This window comes from Psychrobacter cibarius (assembly GCF_904845955.1).
Lineage (GTDB): Bacteria > Pseudomonadota > Gammaproteobacteria > Pseudomonadales > Moraxellaceae > Psychrobacter > Psychrobacter cibarius_B.
On record NZ_CAJGYX010000005.1, the window covers coordinates 128,562 to 150,408 of the forward strand.

At 43.1% G+C, this 21,847-nt stretch carries 19 protein-coding genes; 11 read left to right on the top strand and 8 right to left on the bottom strand.

The features are described from left to right. The first annotated feature begins 37 nt into the window (after window positions 1–37). The 4 genes from JMV76_RS10910 (at window position 38) to JMV76_RS10925 (ending at window position 3,733) form a co-directional block, all read left to right on the top strand. Window positions 38–355, top strand: a complete 318-nt coding sequence (locus JMV76_RS10910) for a glutaredoxin family protein (RefSeq protein ID WP_201502698.1) — start codon at window positions 38–40, stop codon at window positions 353–355. A gap of 36 nt (window positions 356–391) precedes the next feature. Next, the gene (locus tag JMV76_RS10915) at window positions 392–1,579 is read left to right on the top strand and encodes an alpha-hydroxy acid oxidase (RefSeq protein ID WP_201502699.1); all 1,188 of its coding nucleotides are present in this window, start codon (window positions 392–394) and stop codon (window positions 1,577–1,579) included. A gap of 136 nt (window positions 1,580–1,715) precedes the next feature. After that, a complete protein-coding gene (locus tag JMV76_RS10920) occupies window positions 1,716–2,690 on the top strand; it encodes a rhomboid family intramembrane serine protease (protein ID WP_201502700.1) in 975 nt (324 codons plus the stop codon). Window positions 2,691–2,920: 230 nt separating this feature from the next. Next, a complete protein-coding gene (locus JMV76_RS10925; RefSeq protein WP_201502701.1) occupies window positions 2,921–3,733 on the top strand; it encodes a MipA/OmpV family protein in 813 nt (270 codons plus the stop codon). A 90-nt stretch (window positions 3,734–3,823) separates the two neighbouring features. Here JMV76_RS10925 and JMV76_RS10930 read toward each other — a convergent pair whose 3' ends face one another. Next, the gene (locus JMV76_RS10930) at window positions 3,824–4,255 is read right to left on the bottom strand and encodes an ACP-like domain-containing protein (RefSeq protein ID WP_201502702.1); all 432 of its coding nucleotides are present in this window, start codon (window positions 4,253–4,255) and stop codon (window positions 3,824–3,826) included. 439 nt (window positions 4,256–4,694) lie between these two features. Further along, window positions 4,695–6,098 (bottom strand): class II fumarate hydratase, encoded by a 1,404-nt coding sequence (gene fumC, locus JMV76_RS10935; protein WP_201502703.1) that lies wholly within the window; start codon window positions 6,096–6,098, stop codon window positions 4,695–4,697. A 195-nt stretch (window positions 6,099–6,293) separates the two neighbouring features. Here fumC and JMV76_RS10940 point away from each other — a divergent pair, with 195 nt between their 5' ends. The 3 genes from JMV76_RS10940 (at window position 6,294) to JMV76_RS10950 (ending at window position 7,771) form a co-directional block, all read left to right on the top strand. Then, the gene (locus tag JMV76_RS10940; protein WP_201502704.1) at window positions 6,294–6,944 is read left to right on the top strand and encodes a 5-formyltetrahydrofolate cyclo-ligase; all 651 of its coding nucleotides are present in this window, start codon (window positions 6,294–6,296) and stop codon (window positions 6,942–6,944) included. Beyond that, window positions 6,944–7,192 (top strand): hypothetical protein, encoded by a 249-nt coding sequence (locus JMV76_RS10945; protein ID WP_201502705.1) that lies wholly within the window; start codon window positions 6,944–6,946, stop codon window positions 7,190–7,192. Before JMV76_RS10940 ends, JMV76_RS10945 begins: the two co-directional genes overlap by 1 nt. 141 nt (window positions 7,193–7,333) lie before the next feature. Next, window positions 7,334–7,771 carry a hypothetical protein gene (locus JMV76_RS10950; protein ID WP_201502706.1) on the top strand — a complete coding sequence of 146 codons (438 nt, stop codon included), beginning with the start codon at window positions 7,334–7,336 and terminating at the stop codon, window positions 7,769–7,771. 94 nt (window positions 7,772–7,865) lie between these two features. On the opposite strand, the gene JMV76_RS10955 is transcribed toward JMV76_RS10950, so the two are convergent. Next, window positions 7,866–9,239, bottom strand: coding sequence for a Na+/H+ antiporter family protein (locus tag JMV76_RS10955; protein ID WP_201502707.1), 1,374 nt, complete (start codon window positions 9,237–9,239; stop codon window positions 7,866–7,868). Window positions 9,240–9,855: 616 nt separating this feature from the next. On the opposite strand from JMV76_RS10955, the gene lon reads away from it, so the two are divergent. From lon to JMV76_RS10970, 3 genes are all read left to right on the top strand, one after another. Further along, window positions 9,856–12,288 carry an endopeptidase La gene (gene lon / locus JMV76_RS10960; RefSeq protein WP_201502790.1) on the top strand — a complete coding sequence of 811 codons (2,433 nt, stop codon included), beginning with the start codon at window positions 9,856–9,858 and terminating at the stop codon, window positions 12,286–12,288. 144 nt (window positions 12,289–12,432) lie between these two features. After that, window positions 12,433–13,533, top strand: a complete 1,101-nt coding sequence (locus JMV76_RS10965) for a hypothetical protein (protein ID WP_201502708.1) — start codon at window positions 12,433–12,435, stop codon at window positions 13,531–13,533. 199 nt (window positions 13,534–13,732) lie between these two features. Next, window positions 13,733–14,290: a superoxide dismutase family protein gene (locus tag JMV76_RS10970; protein ID WP_045444459.1), complete on the top strand. Its 558-nt coding sequence runs from the start codon at window positions 13,733–13,735 to the stop codon at window positions 14,288–14,290. A gap of 169 nt (window positions 14,291–14,459) precedes the next feature. Here the strand turns inward: JMV76_RS10970 and topA are convergent, their stop codons facing one another. After that, window positions 14,460–17,126, bottom strand: a complete 2,667-nt coding sequence (gene topA / locus JMV76_RS10975; RefSeq protein ID WP_201502709.1) for a type I DNA topoisomerase — start codon at window positions 17,124–17,126, stop codon at window positions 14,460–14,462. A gap of 288 nt (window positions 17,127–17,414) precedes the next feature. Beyond that, a complete protein-coding gene (locus JMV76_RS10980) occupies window positions 17,415–18,011 on the bottom strand; it encodes a hypothetical protein (protein ID WP_201502710.1) in 597 nt (198 codons plus the stop codon). Window positions 18,012–18,511: 500 nt separating this feature from the next. Between JMV76_RS10980 and JMV76_RS10985 the strand changes: the two genes are divergently transcribed. Then, window positions 18,512–18,985, top strand: coding sequence for a DUF2799 domain-containing protein (locus tag JMV76_RS10985; protein WP_201502711.1), 474 nt, complete (start codon window positions 18,512–18,514; stop codon window positions 18,983–18,985). Window positions 18,986–19,142: 157 nt separating this feature from the next. On the opposite strand, the gene JMV76_RS10990 is transcribed toward JMV76_RS10985, so the two are convergent. The 3 genes from JMV76_RS10990 to JMV76_RS11000 form a co-directional block, all read right to left on the bottom strand. Continuing rightward, window positions 19,143–19,544, bottom strand: a complete 402-nt coding sequence (locus tag JMV76_RS10990) for an ExbD/TolR family protein (protein ID WP_045444454.1) — start codon at window positions 19,542–19,544, stop codon at window positions 19,143–19,145. Between the two features lie 82 nt (window positions 19,545–19,626). Further along, window positions 19,627–20,316 (bottom strand): MotA/TolQ/ExbB proton channel family protein, encoded by a 690-nt coding sequence (locus tag JMV76_RS10995; protein WP_201502712.1) that lies wholly within the window; start codon window positions 20,314–20,316, stop codon window positions 19,627–19,629. 78 nt (window positions 20,317–20,394) lie between these two features. Continuing rightward, window positions 20,395–21,369 carry an energy transducer TonB gene (locus tag JMV76_RS11000; protein ID WP_201502713.1) on the bottom strand — a complete coding sequence of 325 codons (975 nt, stop codon included), beginning with the start codon at window positions 21,367–21,369 and terminating at the stop codon, window positions 20,395–20,397. Between the last annotated feature and the right edge of the window lie 478 nt (window positions 21,370–21,847).

A 21,847-nucleotide genomic window follows, 5' to 3' on the forward strand; every position in this document is an offset into this window, starting at 1 on the left:
GAAACTTTGTGACAAGTATTAAGACAAGAGAATAAATATGTACGATGATGATAATGTAAAAGCATTACGGGAACGTATGGTTGCTGCAAACCCCGATCTTGGTCATGCTGAAAATAATGATAAATGGTGGCTACTTGGAACGTCTGGCTGTCATTTGTGCGACATCGCGAAGCAAGTGCTGACTCAATTTCAAGCTGTACAGCCGATTGCCTATCGACAGGTCGATATCGCTCATTTCGATGAACCATTGATGATGGAATTTGCCACCACTATTCCGGTGATTTTGACACCATCAACACGATTAAACTATCCATTTTCAGTCATGGATTTACAGCAACTTTTCATGCAATCATAGCAAGCCGACAATAAAAAACGATGTAGTGAGAACATAATGAAAAATTTGAGCAAAATTACTGAAATTGAAGACCTGCGCCGCGTTGCCGAACGTAAAGTACCGCGTATGTTTTATGATTATGTCGATTCAGGCTCATGGACTGAGACGACTTATCGTAGCAATGAAACCGACTTTGACCGTATCAAGTTACGCCAGCGGGTATTGGTAGATATGGACAATCGCAGTTTAGCAACCCAGATGATTGGCGAAGAAGTAAAAATGCCCGTCGCCATCGCACCCACTGGCTTTACCGGTATGATGTGGGCGGACGGCGAGATTCATGCTGCGCGGGCAGCAGAAAAATTCGGCGTGCCGTTTTCGCTATCGACTATGAGTATCTGCTCTATCGAAGATATCGCCACCCATACTAGCAAGCCGTTTTGGTTTCAGCTATATGTGATGCGTGACCACGAATACGTTGCCAATCTCATTCAACGGGCAAAAGACGCCAATTGTTCGGCGTTGATCCTCACCGCGGATTTACAAGTGCTGGGACAGCGCCATAAGGACATCAAAAATGGCTTGTCTGCACCGCCTAGACCCACACTTGCCAATATCGTCAACTTGATGACCAAGCCGCAGTGGTGTATGAATATGCTGGGCACCAAACGTCATAGCTTTGGCAATATCGTCGGTCATGCAAAAGGAGTGGACGACTTATCTTCTCTCACCGCTTGGACGGAAGAGCAATTTGATCCGCGCTTGAGCTGGGATGACGTGGCACGCATCAAAGATATGTGGGGCGGCAAATTAATTATTAAAGGTATCATGGAACCTGAAGATGCCATTATGGCTGCTCGTAGCGGTGCCGATGCACTGGTCGTCTCAAACCACGGTGGTCGTCAATTAGATGGCGCCCTCTCCTCCATTTCTGCCCTATCCGATATCGTACAAGCGGTGCAGGCTGAAAATAGCGATATCGAGGTGTGGTTAGACAGCGGCATTCGCTCGGGTCAGGATGTACTAAAAGCGCTCGCATTGGGCGCAAAAGGCACGATGATTGGTCGCGCTTTTCTTTACGGCTTGGGCGCTTATGGCGAAGATGGCGTGCGCCGTGCGCTGGAAATCATTCATAAAGAATGCGATCTATCGATGGCGTTCTGTGGTCATACTGATATCAATAAGGTTACCACTGATATATTGGTAAAAGGCACTTATGAGAACCTCAAAGTTGCTAATCGTTAAATTTGTCATTAAAACGGTCGTTAAAACGATCCACTATTAAGAGTACTAGTCGTTAAATCATAATGTCATGCATATGACATTATTTGACCATACCCTTTATACTCTACTTATAACATTCTAATGATATCTCACCTTTATGACCATTCAACAATTATTAAAAACAGCCCCTGTCACCACGCTGTTACTAGCCAGCTTTATTGGGTTATTCATCATGCAAGTACTAACAGGCGTCGACGCCAATAATCCATCGACTGAGGCGCTCTTGAAATGGGGTGCCAATGCATTACCGTTTACCATGGGCGATGAGCCGTGGCGCTTGGTCAGCAGTGCCTTTTTACACATCGGCTTGATGCATTTATTGTTTAATGGATTTGCCATGTATTTCTTTGGGCAGATTGCCGAGCCGATGTTTGGCTCAGCCAAGTTTTTGGCATTGTTTTTACTGGCGGCGATCGGGGGCAACTTACTGAATAACTATGTCACGTGGCATAGTATCGTAGAAGGAACTGGTCAACCGGGTCTATCGGCTGGGGCGTCAGGTGGCATCATGGGTATCGGTGCGGCACTATTAATAGCCGCGCTGTTTAAAATATCGGTCAATGGCATGGTGCTCAATCTTAAGAGCTTGATATTTATCATGGGCATCAACCTTGTTTATGGTTTTGCCGTACCAGGTATTGATAATGCGGGGCATATTGGCGGCGCGGTGACTGGCTTAGTGATTGCGCTGGCATTCGCAATCGCCTACCGTCAGCGTATGACAATAGCGTTACAGAATATGCCTAACCCAGCCACTTATGAAGACCGTTATCGAACGACTTATATTAATTTTCCAGCAAGCAGCGATAGTGATTCTCTTGCTAATAATGAGCACTTTAATAATGTTGATTTTGACAATAACAGCAGTTTCCACCCCGACTCTGCTGTAAATTCACACTTAAATACTCATGCTAATCACAGCCACCTTAGTGAACAAGAAACACCGACCAAATCTATCCTTATTTGGCAATTACTACCATGGTTAATTATGCTACTGATTAGCATTGGCTTTATTTGGTGGTGGCAAGATATTCATGATCAAATACTACAAGTATTAAAAACCATTGAGTAAACCTTCATAGTTATTTATCATTGCTAAATAGTTCATGATAACAGCTTACTGGTTAGGTTTTCCTTACTCGCTTCTTGCTATAAGTCAGAGCGCTTTTAAACCGCTACGGTGTTACCCGCCCTAGATGTACTCAGTTTACTATCTGCGGTCGGTCGCCTTGTAGCGATTCTAAAATTTCTTGACTATACACGATTGCCCCCAATTATTTCATCCATTCACGAGACTCTATTATGTTTAAACCTGTAGCGCTACCTCATATTTCTACGCGCGTCACGCTTAGCGCATTAACGGCTACCGCGTTATTTAGTGTCGCCAGTATGTCCAATGCTGCACTTTTTAAGGACAATTTACCTACTGACCAAGACGCTGTATTAAGCGTGGGCGTCAACGTCATAGCCGTCAACTCAGCCTACGATATGGAAGACAGCCTCGATGTACGTGTGTTGCCGGGCGCGTTTTATGACAACAATAGATTCTATGTGCGCGGCGCCCAAGCGGGTGCTTATATCATTAATGATGGCAAAAATCAGCTGTCGGCTTATGCTCAGCTCGCTGGCAACGATTTCGATCCTGATGATGCTAGAGGCGCATTGCAAGGTCTTGATGAGCGTGAAGCATCAGTCGCTGCTGGTCTAACTTATTTGCGCCGCACGCCCGTCGGTGGTTTCCGTGCTCAAATCGCGACTGATGTTTTAGACCGTAGTGGTGGCAATACTGCCCGCTTGACCTATCTTGCTAGAATTACGAAAGATAAGCTAACGGTCTATCCAAGCATTGGCTTCGAATACAACGATGCTGACTATAATGAATACTATTATGGCGTCAGTGAAAAAGAGTCAGCGGAAACTGGCGTCGCCGCTTATAAGTCTAATTCGAGCTTAAATCCTTACGTCAACATTAGTGCCAACTATGATTTCAATGAACGTTGGGCATTGTTTGCCAATCAAAGCTTAAGCTATTTGCCGAATGAACAATACGATAGCCCAATGGTTGACTCGCGTACTGAGTCAACTTCGACGCTTGGTTTGCTTTATAAATTCTAATCAAGCTTAGATTTTCGATAATAAAAAGACCTTGTCGTATTATGTGACAAGGTCTTTTTAATTTCTCTAAATCTATAAGTCTGCTAGAAACTAGCCTTTAAGCTTTTTGATAGAAGCAACATTACAACCTTTATAAAGGATTTCACTCTTAGCGTTTTGTATATTAGCCGATGATTTATGATAGTTATTTAAACGCAGTGCGCCCGTCATAATACTAAAGTTGTCTTCATCACCAAACACGGTACCAACATTGTCAGAACGACCTAAGTTAATCGGTAAAAATCTTTTTTTGCCGTTCAGATTGGCTTCTGCAAAGGTCGGTAAATACTCTTTATTAAAGCCATAAGTCACGCTTACTTTCTTGTTGCTTTGGCAAGTATAGTTGACTTGTCTAATTTTAACAGCGGTGTCATAGCTTTCGCTTGGTTCCATTACTTGGTCCGAGTAAGCCATGGCAGAACCAGAACCTAACATTGCCATCAAAACACCAGCTGATGATAGAGCGGTCGTTAACTTTTTCATAAATTACCTCAATGATATAATTAGAATGGTCATAGATAAGAGAATACAAACAGGGACGTTAGCGGCGAACTATTTTTAGTTAGTCTAATCGTTCGCTCTTATTGTGCATGTGTTGATTTACTATGATGATTTAAAAATTATTTTTCATCATCACTTACCTATGTGCCTATTCTAACCAAAGTTTTATTTTTACTCGTTATAAATATTAGTTGGCTTGTTGTTTGAGGGTAAGACATTGTTTCTCTCGATGTATGCGCTTCAATTGATAGATAAAAAAAAGACCCTGCACATCCGTATATTAAGGATGGCAAGGTCTTTTTTACAACTTACTTCTCAGTGGAACAAATATGACACTACTACAATGAATACGGGCGCAAATGGCACCTGTCATACATTAAGCAAGTCTGACACCGTAGCAGGTCATTATTTGGTCTACTGCTTACTTAGGATTTACCATATCAGCAGGAATAACCCACTCATCAAACTGCGCTTCAGTTAGCAATTCCAACTCAACCGCAACTTGCTTCAAGGTCTTGTTTTCTTTATAAGCAGTTTTAGCGATTTTCGCAGCGTTTTCATAACCTACATGACGATTCAATGCAGTCACTAGCATCAATGAGTTATGCAAAAAGTCATCGATTTTGTCTTTTACTGGCTCGATACCAACGGCACAGTTTTCGTTGAAGCTGTTGCAGCCATCACCCAATAGTTTGATAGATTGCAATAAGTTAAACGCGATAACTGGCTTGTACACGTTTAGCTCAAAGTTACCCGATGCGCCAGCCATGCTGATCGTTACGTCGTTACCCATGACTTGAGCGACAACCATCGTCAATGCTTCTGACTGAGTTGGGTTTACTTTACCCGGCATGATAGATGAGCCTGGCTCATTTTCAGGAATAGTCAATTCGCCTAAACCACAACGAGGACCTGATGCCAACCAACGTACATCGTTAGCGATTTTATTTAAGCTAGCTGCTAGCGTTTTTAGTGCGCCAGAAGCAAATACTTCCGCATCACGAGCCGCTAGTGCTTCAAATTTATTCGGTGACGTTACGAACGGCAAGCCTGTTAATTCAGCCAATTGCTCAGCTGATTTTACCGCATAATCAGGATGGGCGTTTAGACCCGTACCAACCGCTGTACCGCCTAGTGGCAATTCATATAGACCTTGTAGCGCGTTATCGATACGAGTCAATGAATGGTCAAGTTGACTTACATAGCCGCTAAATTCTTGACCTAAAGTCAAAGGCGTCGCGTCTTGTAAATGCGTACGACCAATTTTAACAATGCTATCAAATTCTTTCGCTTTAGCAGCCAAGGTATCACGTAGTGCTTTTACCGCTGGGATAAGCAGGCTGTTGATTTCACGAGCAGCGGCAACACGAATCGCCGTTGGGAAGCTGTCGTTGGTAGATTGAGCATGATTGACATGGTCATTTGGGTGAATCGGCGTATAGCTGCCACGCTCATTGCCAGCAATTTCGTTGGCACGATTCGCCAATACTTCGTTCATGTTCATGTTTGACTGGGTGCCAGAACCTGTCTGCCATACAACCAATGGGAACTGATCCGTTAGACCACCATTGATGATTTCATCAGCGGCTTGCACGATTAAATCGCGCTTGTCAGCGTCGATACGCTCTAGGCTTGCATTGGTGATTGCAGCGGCTTTTTTGACCAATGCCATTGCTTCAATCATTGGACGTGGCAAAGTCTCGCCACCGATTTTAAAGTTCTCACGGCTACGCTGAGTTTGCGCACCCCAATAAGCGTCAGCTGGGACTTCCACGTTGCCCATGGTATCTTTTTCGGTACGAGTTGCCTGATTCTGTGTCGACATAACTACCCTCTTTGATGGTTTGTTGTATAGCTGCTTCGAAAAAAGTGCAGCACACGCTGCACATAAAGGAAAATACGCGGTAAAGTGGCGTTATGATAGCATGACTAGACCGTGTTGAATATTCACAAATAGCCATTGCTGCTCTCTACAAGCAACAGCCATCATCAATTTAATACATTATTGGATAGTCTATCTATGCATCCTGAGTTAAAACATTCTGAGCTTCAGACATCTACCGTTAGCAATCCGCCGAGACGGCAATTTACCCACCAGCGTCGGCAATTAACGGCTGGCGAACGTAGACATTACGCGCGCATGGCAAGCTTGCACCTATCTAAGCTACAGCAGCGGCTACCAAAAAACGCACGTATTGGACTGTACTACGATGGCTTTGGTGAGCTACCTACTCAGCCACTGCTAACTTGGTGTCAAGGCTCAGGCTATTTACCTTATTTACCAGTCGTCGGCTCGCTTGGTCGTGCCAGCAATGGCAGCGATGATAAACATCTACGTTTCGTACCTATTTATCAATCAAAGCTGTTAAACATACCGACTCGTATTCATAGCTTAGGCATGAAACAAAACCATCATCGCCGTCTACTTTGGGCGCGAGAATTGGATGTGATTATCTGTCCGCTCGTGGCAGTAGATCTCAACGGCAATCGTATGGGCATGGGTGGCGGCTTTTATGATACGACATTAGGCAAAGGCTATCGCTCTGGTGCTAAGAAACCGCTTAAGATTGGTTGGTGTTATGATTTTCAAGTGGTTCAAACACTGCAACGACAGCCGTGGGATGTGCCATTAGATGGCTTAATTACCCCAAGCGGCATAAGGTGGTTTTGATGAAAGAGGATAAGCAAGCGATGGATACTAACTCTAGCGCTGATCATGTGGATGAGTATTTGCAAACGTTAGGTAACGAGGACGCTAGAGAGTTGTGTTACTACAGTCAAGAGCAACCTTTTAGCTCTGAGGAGATGACACTGCTAGTCAATGAAGAACGCTTGAATGAGTTGCTCGAGCAAAGTGATGCGTTTCTGAGTAATTTGAATGGTGAGTTGAAAGATTTTGATAAAAATACAGATAACTAAGAAATAACCAACTGGTCAATTGAAAAGCCACTATATTAGTAGCCTCTTGATATATTACATGATATGGACTATTGTTTATTTTTAAATTATGAAATACAATTACTGTAAATAATTATCATTACAACATTGGTTCAATCTACCATGAATAAAGCAAAAAAAGAGTTCATGTCACCCGCTTCATTACAAGTCTGCTTTTACTTTTGGGTAATTATGTTGTTTCTTACACCAGCTGCTTATATTTATGATTACAATGATTTTGATATTGACGAGCTGAGAATTTTTTCTTTTGCGTTAGTTGCATTTTATACCTTTGCATTGACAACTTATATTGAAATAAAACGAATAAGGCAGCCTAATAATATATTTTTTCACCGCTTTATTGCCATAATTTCTCCTATAGTCTTATTAATTTTGCTAGTTTTATTTGGTTTATCAATCATAGACTACAGTAATGGCAATCTAAAACTAGAGCGGATTTATGATCCTGCGATTGAGTTATTTTTTCTATACCTTCTATCTAAAGGGATAAGAGACTTTAAACAAGGCTCACACAATGAAGAGATAACATTGGTTTCTTAAGATTTTTCCTAATTAAATGATTTTTTGAAAACCAAAAAGACGCTTAGAAAAGCGTCTTTTTTTCATTATCTTATAACTTAGATATTTTACAACCTTACAACACCATCGCCGCAATCCAACCAAATATCAATAATGGAATGTTGTAATGCAAGAATGTCGGCACCACACTGTCCTTGATATGGTCATGCTGACCGTCGATGTTTAGACCAGAAGTAGGTCCAAGAGTCGAATCTGATGCTGGAGAACCTGCATCGCCCAACGCGCCAGCCGTACCAATAATCGCCACGGTTGCCAATGGCGAGAGCCCTAACGAGATACATAGTGGTACATAAATCGCGGCCAAAATAGGAATGGTTGAGAATGACGAACCAATACCCATGGTCACAATTAAACCAATTAACAGCATAATAAATGCCGCTATCGCTTTATTACCTGCGAATAATGACGCGGCACCATCAACTAATGGCTGAATCTGATCAGTTGCTTTCATCACTTCTGCAAAGCCTTGCGCGGTAATCATAATAAAGCCAATCATCGCCATCAGCTTGATACCGTCATTAAAGACTGTATCGGCTTCACTCCATTTAACGACGCCCGTCGCCATAAAGACGCCAAAGCCAAACATTGAGCCAAGCAAAAGTGAGTCGGTATACATCTGCACCACAAATGCCGTCACAATCGCGGCAAGCGCCACCAACGTTTTCATCTTGCTTTGTGTTTGCGCACCAGCCGCGGTTTTGCTTAACGCGTCACCCTCTAACACTTCATCATGCGCAGCTTTATCAATTGCTAGCTGCTGATACTGGCGCGGTTTACGGTAGCTGATAAATACGGCGACGAGCAAGCCTACAAACATACCCAAAGCCGGAATTGCCATGGCTTTGGTGACTGAGATGTTACTGATATCAATGCCTGCTTCGCCGACGTTTTTCAGCATGATTTGATTGAGATAAATATCGCCAAAGCCATACGGAATAAACATGTAAGTAGTCACAAGACCAAAAGTCAGTAGACAAGCAATTAAACGTCTATCGATGTGCATACGATTGAAGGCGAGCAATAATGGCGGTACTAGCAATGGAATAAAGGCAATATGAATAGGAATTAAGTTTTGGCTAAAGCAGCTCATGGTGATTAAACCTGCAAACAGCATGTATTTAATCATGCCACCTGCTTTTATACTTGGGCCGCCCACATCAATGCGTTTGATCACCGCCCCTGCCAGTGACTGTGGCAAGCCGGAATGCGCGATTGCCACCGCAAACGCCCCAAGCAGCGCATAAGACAGGGCGATTTGCGCGCCATTACGGATACCTTCTTGAAAGGCATTCAAAGTATCGGTCATACCCAAACCAGCGATGAGTCCGCCTACCAGCGCACCGATTAATAAGCTGAGTACCACGTGTACACGCGCCAAAGACAGCCCTAGCATGATGACGACTGCCAGCAGTACCGCATTGATGGTCATATATTGCCTCTTATTCTGTCTGCTATAGCCTGATTAAGACCTATTAATATCTCATGGGCGATGGATATCACCCTCGCCTCTAAACCGCTTGACGCTAAAACCACCGTTTAAGACGCGCGTCAGTTTACCTTATTTTGCACACAAATCCTACGCACAGAACCCAATAGGTGTTAGCTACGCACTTCTTACCAATGCTCTGTATACATTGAATGTCAGCTAATATTTAAAATTATGAATAACAATATGACTCGCAGTCTTTAGATAGATATAACTATTTTGCGCAGATAAGCGTGTGACTTTGCCTACAAGCCTTGCAATTTTATCGGTGAGCACCATTTATCTAAACATGAACCACGAACTTGACTTTACAAGTCTGGTGAACGAGGAAGAATATATGAGTGAACATAAAATTGCCCAAGACAATATCGACATCGATGTCGACGTTTCATCTACTATCGCTGATGATCAAGAGCGAGACAACGCGCCTGACGATACGACAGGTGATGTAGCTGCAACAGCTGATCGCTTTGAAGATGGTGATAGCAAAGATAGTGATGATAAAGATAATGATGACAAGGACAACACTGTTGAAGACGATGACGCGAAAGACGATAGTATAAAAGGTGACGGTACAGAAAACTATTTACCACTACTGGCATTGCGCGATGTTGTCGTTTATCCGCACATGCAGATTGCCTTGTTCGTCGGTCGTGAGCCATCGGTAAAAGCCGTTGAATTGGCACAGGCTGAGTATGGCAATAAAGTCTTGGTCGTGGCACAAAAAGACTCACTGACTGAAGACATCGATCAAGATAACTTGTATCAATACGGGACGGTTTGCCGCATCGTCAGTACCATGCCGCATGACAGTGATGAGAACTGCATCAAAGTATTGATCGAAGGTCAATATCGTGCGCGCGTTGATACTATAGAAAATCACGACACATTATTGATGGCAAGCTTTGAGCGTGCTGACCTTGATGTCAGTATGGATGAGAGCCAGCAGAAAAACACGATTCAAGCATTAACTACATTGTTTGAAAGTTATGCAGATGCGCGTCTGCGTAATGCTCGCGAGCTGACTCGTGTGGCAAAACGTATCGATGACTTGCTTGAGCTGGTTTATTTCATCTCAACCCGTGTGTCGATGGATTTAGATATTAAGCAATCATTCTTAGAAAATGATGATCTTAAAACCCATATCAATACCTTAACCGAATATTTGGTTAAACAAAGCGCTGAACAAAATATCGAGCAAGATATCCAAGAAGCGGTCCGTCAGCAAATGGAAGACAATCAGCGCGAATACTTCTTAAACGAGAAGATGAAAGCCATTAAAAATGAGCTGTCAGATATGAATGACGGTGCGTTCGATGGCGAAGATGATGTGGCTGAGCTAGAGCAGCGTCTAGAAGATGCCGACTTGCCAGAAGATGTGCGCAAAAAAGCGGATCAAGAGCTGAAAAAGCTCAAAATGATGCCACCTGCCTCGAGTGAATCGTCAGTGGTGCGCAACTATATTGAATGGATTTTGGACACACCGTGGAATGCCACAACCAAGGTTTCCATCAATTTAGAAAAAGCAAAAACAGTATTGGACGAAGATCATTACGGCTTGCAAGATGTGAAAGATCGCATCTTAGAATACCTAGCCGTACAATCACGTGTGAAAAAACTCCGTGGTCCGATTCTTTGTTTAGTCGGTCCTCCAGGTGTTGGTAAAACCTCATTAGGCGAGTCGATTGCCCGTGCGACTGGTCGTAAGTTTGTGCGTATGGCGCTTGGCGGCGTGCGTGATGAAGCAGAGATTCGTGGTCATCGCCGTACTTATATCGGTGCGATGCCGGGTAAAATTGTCCAATCACTGGCCAAAGTTGAAGTTAAAAACCCGCTGTTTTTGTTAGATGAAATCGATAAAATGGCGCAAGACTTCCGCGGTGATCCAGCATCAGCGTTGCTTGAAGTGTTAGATCCATCACAGAACGATACTTTTAACGACCATTATCTCGATATGGATTTAGATTTATCGCAAGTGATGTTTATCTGTACGGCTAACAGCATGGATATCCCACCTGCCCTGCTGGACCGTATGGAAGTCATTCGTCTGCCGGGTTATACCGAAGAAGAAAAGGTCAATATTGCCCAGAAGTACCTCGTGCCAAAAGCCATTAAAAATAATGGTCTTAAAGAGGGCGAAATTGAGATTGTCGAAGCGGCATTGCATAGTATCGTGCGAAGCTATACGCGTGAAGCAGGTGTGCGTAACCTTGAGCGTGAAGTCAATAAAATCTGCCGTAAAGTGGTTCGCGGTTCGGTTGAAAGCCATGGCGCCCGCGCTCCGAAAAAAGCAGAACGTCAGCTGGTTGTGGTCGATGACAAAAATATCGATGATTATCTCGGCGTGCATCAGTATGACTACGGTCTGGCGGAAGAAGAGCCTGAAATTGGTCGTATTACTGGGCTTGCGTGGACCCAAGTCGGTGGTGAGCTATTAACCATCGAAGCGGTCGCGATGAAAGGTAAAGGCGAGCTGAGCTTTACTGGTTCGCTCGGTGACGTGATGAAAGAGTCAATTCGCGCCGCCATGAGTGTGGTTCGTGCTCGCGGTGATAGTTTGGGTATCGACTATGAAACCTTTAAGACTACTGACGTCCATGTGCATATGCCAGAAGGTGCCACGCCGAAAGATGGCCCATCGGCTGGTGGGGCGCTAACCACAGCGCTAGTTTCTGCGTTAACGGGCATTGCTATTCGTCCAGATATCGCTATGACGGGTGAGATTACACTGCGCGGTAAAATCCTGCGTATCGGTGGTCTCAAAGAGAAGCTACTAGCTGCTCATCGAGGTGGAATCAAGCATGTCTTGATTCCGGCGACTAATGAGCGTGACTTGGCCGATATTCCCGATAACGTCAAAGCCGGTCTGACTATTCAGCCAGTGGCAACGATTGATGAGATATTAAAAGTTGCTTTGGTCAGTATGCCAGTTCCGCTTAAGCCTGCGAAAGTAACAGTCGATAAAACTGCAGGGAAAGCGCTGCATAACTAATCTGATTAGTTACTAATCCAGTCTTATAAATCAAAAAACCGCTCATCGTAATGATGGGCGGCTTTTTTTGGCAAAAACAAAAAACAATCTTGTTAAAACTCTGTGCTATATTTTAAACAAATGTTTATTAATTAGGAAAGTGCAATGTTAAATCATTTAAGGGTGCCTCTAGTTGTAATAAGCACATTACTACCCCTCGCTTTGTTAGGCTGCCAAACCAACAACCTTAATCATTCAGCACAAACCAAGACCGTTATCGACGATAAAAACTGGTCAGCAACCACGCTCGAATCCAGACTGTTTCAAACCACCACAAAATATGAGTGGCAATTAACCTATGTCAGCGATGATAAGGGTCGAATCAAGGCTTTTAACCAAAAGCTGCCTTTGATAATGGAGGTACATCCAAGCCTTTTAATATTTACAGAAGGCTGTCAACGTCACCAAGTTTCTTTTGATATGTGGTTACCATTACCGTACCTTTACGGGCAAATCGATGTCAGAGAACCATCTGATAATGATAACTGCATCACAGTAAACCATTCAATTATCGAAAATTTTAGTAATAAAAACACAATCAAAAACAAAACAGGAAATGTCATAAATAGTGTTTTTATACCCTATTCAGATACAGCTTTCAGATTTGATCCAGTACTACCAAATTCTGCACAGAGTTCTAACAAGACATTAAAACAGCTGGCTCTAAAAACCAATAAAGGAAAAACACTGATTTTTTCGGGTGCGCCCAAGCCTGAATATCCTGTGGCGGGCATACCGCTTATCAATGAATTATTAGAGCGATACCAATGGCGTCTTATTAGTGCAACTGACGACACCAATAAAACTATTAATAAATTTAATCGTCCAGATGTACCTATTACTGCAAACTACAGGCTTGGTTCACATGATTATAGCAATCCTCAGCAAAGTAGTTTTAGCCAAGGTATTGGATTTTCTGTCGGATGCAATGGGGCTGGTGGGTCTTATGCTTTATCTACTAATCAAACGTTGCTAATTGGTGGCAACCCTTCAACGATGGTAGGGTGTGGTGATGACATTGATGATATTGAATCAAGTCTTAGCCGCCTAATGCTTTATAGTTCTAGTCAGTTAACACTGATCAATCTTGATACGCAGAGAGTATCTAATCCTTCTGATAATTCTGAATCCAGCTATCTCCTTACTCAAAAGTTAGAATCAGGCGAAACTTTAGTATGGCAAAACGAAGTAAAGAAAATACCGTAAACAATTTTCAAACCCATACGATACTTACATTTATTAACCGATTGTTGCGCATTTGATGAATAACTATATCTAATCCTTAGCTATACTGATGACGACATTAACGAATGTTTATAGAAATCAAAAGGTATTTATCTATAAACCTTCAAGAGTTAGCTTCTTATCAAAAATAACTAAATATTAAAAATAATTGGAGATAATAATGAATAAGACGATGCTTGCAAGTGCGCTATTATGTGGTTCAGCGTTAGTAATGACGGGTTGTCAAACCGTCGAAGGTCAAATGCAAACTGGCAATCCACTTAGCCAACCTGCCTTAAAATCTACTATCAATGCAGTCGCTGGTAATAAAAATGAAGTGGGTCAAGTATTCTTACGCCCTGTGGATGGCGGCGTACAAGTTTACGGTAAGCTGATGAATTTGCAGCCGGGCAAGACAGTCTCACTACATATCCATGAAACGGGTAGCTGTGCTGATATGGGTAAAGCGGCAGGTGGTCACTTTAATCCAGACAATAAGCCTCACTCTAATCCTGACGATATGAATGGTCATGCTGGCGACTTGCCTAACCTGACTGCCAATGCAGATGGCGTGGCTACTATTAACTATGTGAATAAGAAAATCTCTGTCGCTGATGCTGGTAAATATAGCGTTAATCGTCTAGCCTTTATCGTGCATAGCGGTGCTGATGACTATACTAGCCAACCAGCTGGTAATGCAGGCGACCGCGTTGCTTGCGGTATCATCGAAAAGAACTAATAGCATATGAACTTAGCTGTTATTGATATCACAAATATGAATAGCACAAAAAAACCTCTTAGATTCTAAGAGGTTTTTTTTGTTCAAAATTTTATAGCTTAAAACAATATTGGTGATACAGAAGCTCATATATTAACAATCAATCATCAAGATAAAAAGTAAAGGAGACTTACTCCTCTACCCACTTGCCATTACGCCAATACACACCCCAACGTGTGGCCTTGCCATTTTTCTCAGAGCCGATATATTGCTCCTTCTTCTTACGTGACCAGCGCAAAATGGTGGGATTACCATCTGGATCTTCATCTGGACCTTCAAACAAATACTGGAATTTATCTTCCATTTTATCTTTGATTTCGCGTAGCTCAGCCAGCTTGGGTGCGCGTGTCTCGCGTACTTTCGGGAATTTAGACGCTGCCAAGAACATCCCAGCTGCCCCTTCACGCAAGATAAAGTAATCATCGTGCTTGTTTGATTTCAGCTCTGGCAGATGAATAGGATCCATGCGCGGCGGTGCGGCTTCGCCTGTTTTTAGCACTTTACGCGTATTATCACATTGCTGACAAGCGAAGTAAGGACCAAAACGTCCCGTCTTTAGCTCCATTTGTCCATCGCACTTATTACAGTCAATGGTTGGAGAATCAGAGCCAGGCACTTCGAACTTGCCTTCTTCTAAGACATAACCATCACAATCAGGATTGTTACCACACACATGCAGTTTCAGACCGCCATCGACGATATAACCATTCATTGCCGTGCTACATTTCGGGCAACGCTTTTTCTCCATCAAATCGCGAACTTCTGCCGCTTCATCATCGCCTTCTGCCTCATCAAGATTGGCAAAAGCTTCGACGGGCATTAAATTCTTAGTGCCTTTACAGCGCTCTTTTGGCGGTAAATTATAGCCAGTACAACCTAAGAATACACCCGTTGAGCCAGTACGTAATTGCATTGGACGATCGCAAAGATCGCAATGCACGTCTGGTACGTCAGTTGGATCATTTGGACGCATACCGTCTTTTTCTTTGGCGCGATCAAGCGTTGTTTTGAAGTCGCCATAGAAATTATCGAGGACATCTTTCCAATCTGTATCACCTTCTGCGACATGGTCAAGCTTGTCTTCTAGCGCGGCGGTAAAGGTATAATCCATCAAATCTGGGAAGCTTGCGGTTAGTCTGTCGGTGACGATATCACCCATTTTTTCAGCAAACAGGCGCTTATTTTCAAGCTTCACATAGCCGCGATCTTGAATGGTCGAGATGATAGACGCATAAGTTGATGGACGACCGATGCCTTTTTTCTCAAGCTCTTTCACCAAACTTGCCTCGGTATAGCGCGGTGGCGGCTTGGTAAAATGCTGACTCGGATCGAGCTTATCTAGTATTAATTTATCGCCTTTTTTCACGTCCGGTAATAAGGTATCGTCAGTTTTTGCTGGTGGCATAATCTTGGTGTAACCATCAAATACTAACGTACGACCACGTGCTTTTAACTCGACATCATTGGCAGCGACGAATAGATTCACTGACAAGTATTTTGCTGGCAGCATCTGACAAGCGACAAACTGACGCCAAATCAGCTCGTACAAGCGGATGGCATCACGCTCAACCCCTTTAAGCTGCGTTGACTTCATATTGACGTTAGAAGGACGAATCGCCTCATGCGCCTCTTGTGCGCCTTGTTTGTTGCCGTAGAAATTTGGCTTTTCTGGTACGTATTTTGCGCCATAGCTGTCTTCGATATAGCCACGTACCGCAGCAAGTGCATCACCAGATAAGAAAGTCGAATCGGTACGCATATAAGTAATATGACCCGCTTCGTATAAGCGCTGTGCCAAAATCATGGTCTTTTTAACTGAAAAACCCAATCGCGTGCTGGCTGCTTGCTGCAATGTCGAGGTGATAAATGGCGCACTCGGACGCGACTGCGTAGGCTTCTCTTCACGCTCTTTGACGATAAAGTCACTTGAGTTAAGAATTTCTAAGACTTTATCTGTCTGCTCTTTATTGACGAGCTTAAGCGTTTTGCCGCCTTGCTTGGTCGCCTCTAAGCGAATCGCAATTTGCTCAGCGTCCTTTTTGCTATTGGCAACGTGAGTATCGGCATGAATTTGCCAATACTCTTCTGGTATAAAGGCGCGAATTTCATGTTCTCTTTCTACGACCAAACGCATAGCAACTGACTGAACGCGACCTGCAGAGAGACCGCGAGCAACCTTTTGCCACAGCAGCGGCGATACCATGAAGCCAACGACACGGTCTAAAAAGCGCCGCGCTTGTTGGGCATTGACACGATCGATATCAAGTTTGGAGGGCTGCTTAAAGGCATTTTGAATGGCAGATTTGGTAATCTCGTTAAAAACCACACGCTCATACTTACTGTCAGCGCCGCCGATGACTTCTTTAAGATGCCACGCAATCGCTTCCCCTTCTCTATCCATATCCGTTGCCAGATAGATTTTGTCAGCGTCTTTAGCTAAGGCTTTCAGCTCTTTAATGACCTTAGTTTTATTTGGTAATACTTCATAAACTGCTGCCCAGTCATGTTCTGGATCGACGCCCATGCGCCGTACCAAGGCTTGCTGGGTTTTTTCTTCTTTGCTTAGACTGTCATCTTTTTTAGTCGTTGTTGGTTTTTTTGCACTTTTGCTTGCGCCAACCGGTAGATCACGGACATGACCAATACTGGAGCGCACGATAAAGTCATCGCCAAGGTATTTATTGATTGTTTTTGCCTTGGCAGGTGATTCTACAATCACCAAAGACTTGCCCTTTGGACTGCCTTTGGGATTACCAGCAGCGGGCGCTGGACTTTTTTTGGTTGCGGTTTTTGCCATATGTGACGACACCATTATTATATGAGTAAATTAAAAGTAAGAATAAATACAGCAGCATGGCAATTTATAATTGTGAGTTATAGTAGCGCGGTGAATCATTATAGTAATAGCTGCTTAAAAAAAACGTTTATAAAACAAACAATAACCATAAGATAAAGAGTCAGTTATAAAGACGTTACACTGCTAAGCGTTACACTGTCAACTGTAAATGACTGAGAGTTTGCCAAAAGTGCTTGCATATTGCTTATAAATGGAGATTAAAAAATGATTTTCTACCTTGTAGCCGTTTTATAGGCGCTTTTGCATCTCTGACGCCCATTGTTCAAGCTGTTTTTTGAGCACCAACAAATCTGCTTCAATCAATTTTTGCTGATAAGCGGGATTGGATGAAGGACGCACATAAGCGATATCTTCCCAATAAATCACGATACTATTGGCCTTAGTCAGCAAACCTTTAACAAACGGCTCAATACTGATTGGCAAGTCTAGCGGCGCTTTATCCAAGCTAAAATTGGTCTTCTTGATAATCGTATTATTAGTGCTGTTATTAGCACGAATCGCACTTGGAATCGTGAGCTTAACATCATCTTTGCTTGTATCGACAAAACTACTATCTGGTCTCCATTGCCCATCAATCACTTGATAGCGCGTGTGCGGCAGCTGCACATTATCTAACACTAAACAGTATTGACCTAACATTCCACGCCCATATTCGTTGTCTTTACCTTTGATCCAATCAGGGCAGCTCACCAGCTTTGGATTCAATTGTAAGCGACGCGCGGTCATGCGCAGCTTATCCAAACGCTGATCGATACCGTTAGGTTTGAGCGCCATCATACTCCCTAATACAAATAGTACAATGATAACGCCAATGAATGTTCCCATGATGGTCCGGCCTTTTGGATAAATGAAAATGTACTAAAAAATAAAACCGCTACTATCTATACAACAGGCTAAAACAAAGACAGTGATTACCCAGCTAACTATAAAAAAGCAATCATCGATTGTTTGAGCAGTAACTTTTTAACCAGTCATTTTCTAACCAGTAGCGTTCTAATGAGCGGCTGTTTCACGAATGATTGTCTAAATACTGGCTACTATATAGAAGCTTATAATGAGCACGAACCGTTAAAAATCAAGCATGATAAGTTGATAATCACCAACCACTCACGTTTTCGAATCTCGATGGCTTGGCTATATGTGCTAATAGATCAAACACTTAGCTCGAATAAAAAACAGCATAAAAACGAGATACAAAAAGTTGTCAGCATCAAAAAGTGCTATGATAAACCATAATTTTAAACGCGCGCAGGTTTATTATGAATTATCTTCTTAAGCGAAACTCATCGACCACTTCACTAGCGAGCAAATGTGTCCATAAACTCATGAGTAAAACTGGACTTACCCTCTCGCTAGTAGGCGCTGCCTTATTTACCCTGTCAGGCTGTGCAACGACGCAAAATCTTACCCCGCAGCAATGTCAGGAAAGCAACTGGCAAGAAGTCGGCTATGCTGATGGCTTGCAAGGGCGTTCAGGTGCTTATTTCGGTCATTACGCTGATAGCTGCGCAAAGGTAGGTGGTCCCATGCCCAACCGCATACAATGGGAGCAAGGGCGACAGCAAGGTCTCAAAAGCTACTGCACCGAGCTCAATGCTTATAAACTTGGTCGCGAAGGCTACGACTGGCAGCCCGTTTGTCCGCTCGAAGGCATCGAAAAGCTAGAAGAAGCTTACGCGCAAGGACGTTACTACTATATCCGTCAACGTGATCTCGATTACCTACGTTCGCCTTATCCGTTTGGCTACGGGTCTGGGCGCTTCGGTTACGGCTATCATCCCTTTGGCTATGGCTGGTAAAAAGAAAACCCCAATGAGTACTTAATTTGAGGTTTAAGTACTCATTGAGGCTGGAGAAAAGTTTATTATTTTTGTTTTATTATTATATTAGCTACCTTTTTGATCGTTGGCTATCTAGCAAACATCATATGATAATCACGTTTTTTATAGACTCGCCTTATTCATTGACAAAGGCTATCTTCGTAAGTCCTGCTTGACTGGCAGCGGCTAGCACTTGAGCGACCGTGTCATACTTACTGTCTTTGTCAGCACGCAATTGTACAGAGGGGTCTTTACCTCCAGCACTTTGCTGTTGTAACCGTGCCTCTAACTCCTCCATGCTAATCGCATCGCTGTCCCAAAATATCCCTGCGTCTTTATCGATGCTAATTTGAATAGCCTCTGGTGGCGCCTCATTTAACGCAGCACTGGTCTTCGGCAACTCTAATGGCACTGTCGGATTCAGTACGGTCGCCGTCAATAGAAATATAATCATCAATACCAGCATGATGTCGATAAGCGGAATGAGGTTCATCTCACTCATACTTTGACTGTCATCATCACCCAATTGAAATGCCATAATCACTCTCAATACATTTGGTTATTCGCAATATAGCTCGCTTGGCTATCGCCTAACAAACTGCCCCATCAATGGATAGTCGTTAAGGCTGCGACGCGGCTGAACTGTGATAATGAGTCACTTGCTGAGCATCTGCTGTGTTTGAGTGCATACCCTTTGCTAACGAATCTTGGGTAACAGGCGATTTGCTGTCTGTTAACGGCTGCTGGGTAACAACCATTTCGGCAGAACGTGCTAATAAGTCATGCGCTCTATCGTTGGCGTGATACATCACACGGCGATTGATACGCACTGCAAGGTTATAAAACACCACGGCTGGAATCGCCACGGCGATCCCCAAACCTGTCATGATAAGTGCCTCACCGACTGGCCCTGCCACTTGTCCCAAACCCGCTTGCCCACTCATGCCAATATTATGTAGCGCATGAAAAATTCCCCATACCGTCCCAAACAAACCGATAAATGGCGCAATTGCAGCCGTCGTCCCAAGAATAGGTAAACCGCGCTCGCTGGCAAAACGGTAACGACCAATATGCTTGAGCAAGATCTGCTCAATAACCAAACGGCGAGTAGTGGCATCTGCTGCTATCATCTCAGCCTGCTTTACTTGAATCTGTTGACTCAAATCATCTGCAACATTGGCGGCCAATTTGCGGCTTTGTAGCACACGAATGATGCCTGTCACCCAAGAAAGAATAGATAAAGCAAGCAACAAAAAGAACAAAGTTTTTGTCACCATGTCGCTGATTTGCCAGTATTGCATAAAGTCCATGTCAGACTCCTTTGTATTTTATTACCATTGTTCGATTATTTGCGATTGCGCCGATGCTTGGTACTAATAACCATGTATTTATGGCACATTATAAGTAACAGGTAATGTCACATTACCGACGACTGGCACGCCATTTTTAGTAAAAGGTCTGAATTTTCCAGAGCTTACTTGACGCTGCGCCTCTTTATCTACTATTGAATTGCCTGAAGATTGAGCAACCCGGGCGCTATCAATACCGCCCTGCTTATTCACTCTTAATATCAATACCACTTTGAATGTATCACCCGAAGATGCTCTACGAGCGGCTCGAGTAGGAAAGCTAAAGTTTGGCGCTGATGCCCAGTCTGCAGCACTAGCAGTAAAGCTCACAGGTTCATTACTTGCAGCGGCTGCGGCTTTTTGCGCGGCATCTTTAGCCGCTTTGTCTTCTGCTGCTTTTCTGGCATTCGCTTCGGCTTGAGCCTCTCGGGCAGCCTTGGCATCGGCTATTTTCTTAGCGTCTTGCACTGCTCTATCATGGGCTTCTTGAGCGGCCTTTTGTGATTCTGCTGCTAGCATTTTACGTCGTTCTTCAGCTTCACGTTGACTATCAGCCATTGAGGTATCCACCTTCGATTCTACTATTGGCTTTTTCGACACCTCTTTTTTAATAATATCAGGCTTCTTTTTTTCTACTTTTACGACAGGTGCTATATCAGCCTTTTTGGCTTTTACCACCGGTTTTTCTGGTGCATTTTGCTTAGCCTTCACTACTGGAGCTACTTTAGGTTTTGACGGTGCTTGTTTTTTAGGTTCAGGTTTTGACTCTGTTTTAGGCGCTGCTTTTTTGGGCTTTACTTCCTGAACTTTTTCTACTTCAGGGACGGCTGTTTTGACAGGTAACGTCACCATCTCTATCTCGATAGGTGGTGTGTCTTTTTTTGGTTCAACTTTTATCTCAGGCGTCTTGATCGCCACCAATGCGACTGCCGTCAGCACGTGCAAGCCCACCACTATAATAATAGCTGCGAGTATCAATTTAAGTGGTGGCGCGTCTAAATCCGTTGAACTCATAACACCCTAATATTCATTAACCGAGGTAGAATGGCGTAGATAATAATGCAAACGATAATTATTATCAATAATAAATTTATAATAATTTTACTTATTAGGCAAATAATCGGCCTATCTTTTAGCGTTATTAATAAGCAAAACCTACTTAATCATTCGACCATCCTTTCTCAAATATCGCTATACAGAGTTATTTTGCCAAGGCCGCCACAAATCATAAATAAAGTGACGTAATAAAAACCATTATCATTTGTATTGATAATGAGTCTCAATTAATTTATCATAACCCCTAATCGACTGCGAATCTTTAAGATTACAAAATCTCAAGATATTAAGGCATGTTAAACGTCTCAATAGCTAAGCGTAAAAACAACCCATAAAAAATCATAACGTCAAAAGTAATACCGTTGAGCATTGTATGGTGTGAAGCATTATACCGATGAGGTTCTTTTTACTTTTATATGACCGATTATTTGATACA

Excerpts from the sequence above, each read along its gene's own strand:
- JMV76_RS10910 (WP_201502698.1), top strand. The coding sequence starts at position 38 with ATGTACGATGATGATAATGTAAAAGCATTACGGGAACGTATGGTTGCT.
- JMV76_RS10915 (WP_201502699.1), top strand. The coding sequence starts at position 392 with ATGAAAAATTTGAGCAAAATTACTGAAATTGAAGACCTGCGCCGCGTT.
- JMV76_RS10920 (WP_201502700.1), top strand. The coding sequence starts at position 1,716 with ATGACCATTCAACAATTATTAAAAACAGCCCCTGTCACCACGCTGTTA.
- JMV76_RS10925 (WP_201502701.1), top strand. The coding sequence starts at position 2,921 with ATGTTTAAACCTGTAGCGCTACCTCATATTTCTACGCGCGTCACGCTT.
- JMV76_RS10930 (WP_201502702.1), bottom strand. The coding sequence starts at position 4,255 with ATGAAAAAGTTAACGACCGCTCTATCATCAGCTGGTGTTTTGATGGCA.
- fumC (WP_201502703.1), bottom strand. The coding sequence starts at position 6,098 with ATGTCGACACAGAATCAGGCAACTCGTACCGAAAAAGATACCATGGGC.
- JMV76_RS10940 (WP_201502704.1), top strand. The coding sequence starts at position 6,294 with ATGCATCCTGAGTTAAAACATTCTGAGCTTCAGACATCTACCGTTAGC.
- JMV76_RS10945 (WP_201502705.1), top strand. The coding sequence starts at position 6,944 with ATGAAAGAGGATAAGCAAGCGATGGATACTAACTCTAGCGCTGATCAT.
- JMV76_RS10950 (WP_201502706.1), top strand. The coding sequence starts at position 7,334 with ATGAATAAAGCAAAAAAAGAGTTCATGTCACCCGCTTCATTACAAGTC.
- JMV76_RS10955 (WP_201502707.1), bottom strand. The coding sequence starts at position 9,239 with ATGACCATCAATGCGGTACTGCTGGCAGTCGTCATCATGCTAGGGCTG.
- JMV76_RS10965 (WP_201502708.1), top strand. The coding sequence starts at position 12,433 with ATGTTAAATCATTTAAGGGTGCCTCTAGTTGTAATAAGCACATTACTA.
- JMV76_RS10970 (WP_045444459.1), top strand. The coding sequence starts at position 13,733 with ATGAATAAGACGATGCTTGCAAGTGCGCTATTATGTGGTTCAGCGTTA.
- topA (WP_201502709.1), bottom strand. The coding sequence starts at position 17,126 with ATGGCAAAAACCGCAACCAAAAAAAGTCCAGCGCCCGCTGCTGGTAAT.
- JMV76_RS10980 (WP_201502710.1), bottom strand. The coding sequence starts at position 18,011 with ATGGGAACATTCATTGGCGTTATCATTGTACTATTTGTATTAGGGAGT.
- JMV76_RS10985 (WP_201502711.1), top strand. The coding sequence starts at position 18,512 with ATGAGTAAAACTGGACTTACCCTCTCGCTAGTAGGCGCTGCCTTATTT.
- JMV76_RS10990 (WP_045444454.1), bottom strand. The coding sequence starts at position 19,544 with ATGGCATTTCAATTGGGTGATGATGACAGTCAAAGTATGAGTGAGATG.
- JMV76_RS10995 (WP_201502712.1), bottom strand. The coding sequence starts at position 20,316 with ATGGACTTTATGCAATACTGGCAAATCAGCGACATGGTGACAAAAACT.
- JMV76_RS11000 (WP_201502713.1), bottom strand. The coding sequence starts at position 21,369 with ATGAGTTCAACGGATTTAGACGCGCCACCACTTAAATTGATACTCGCA.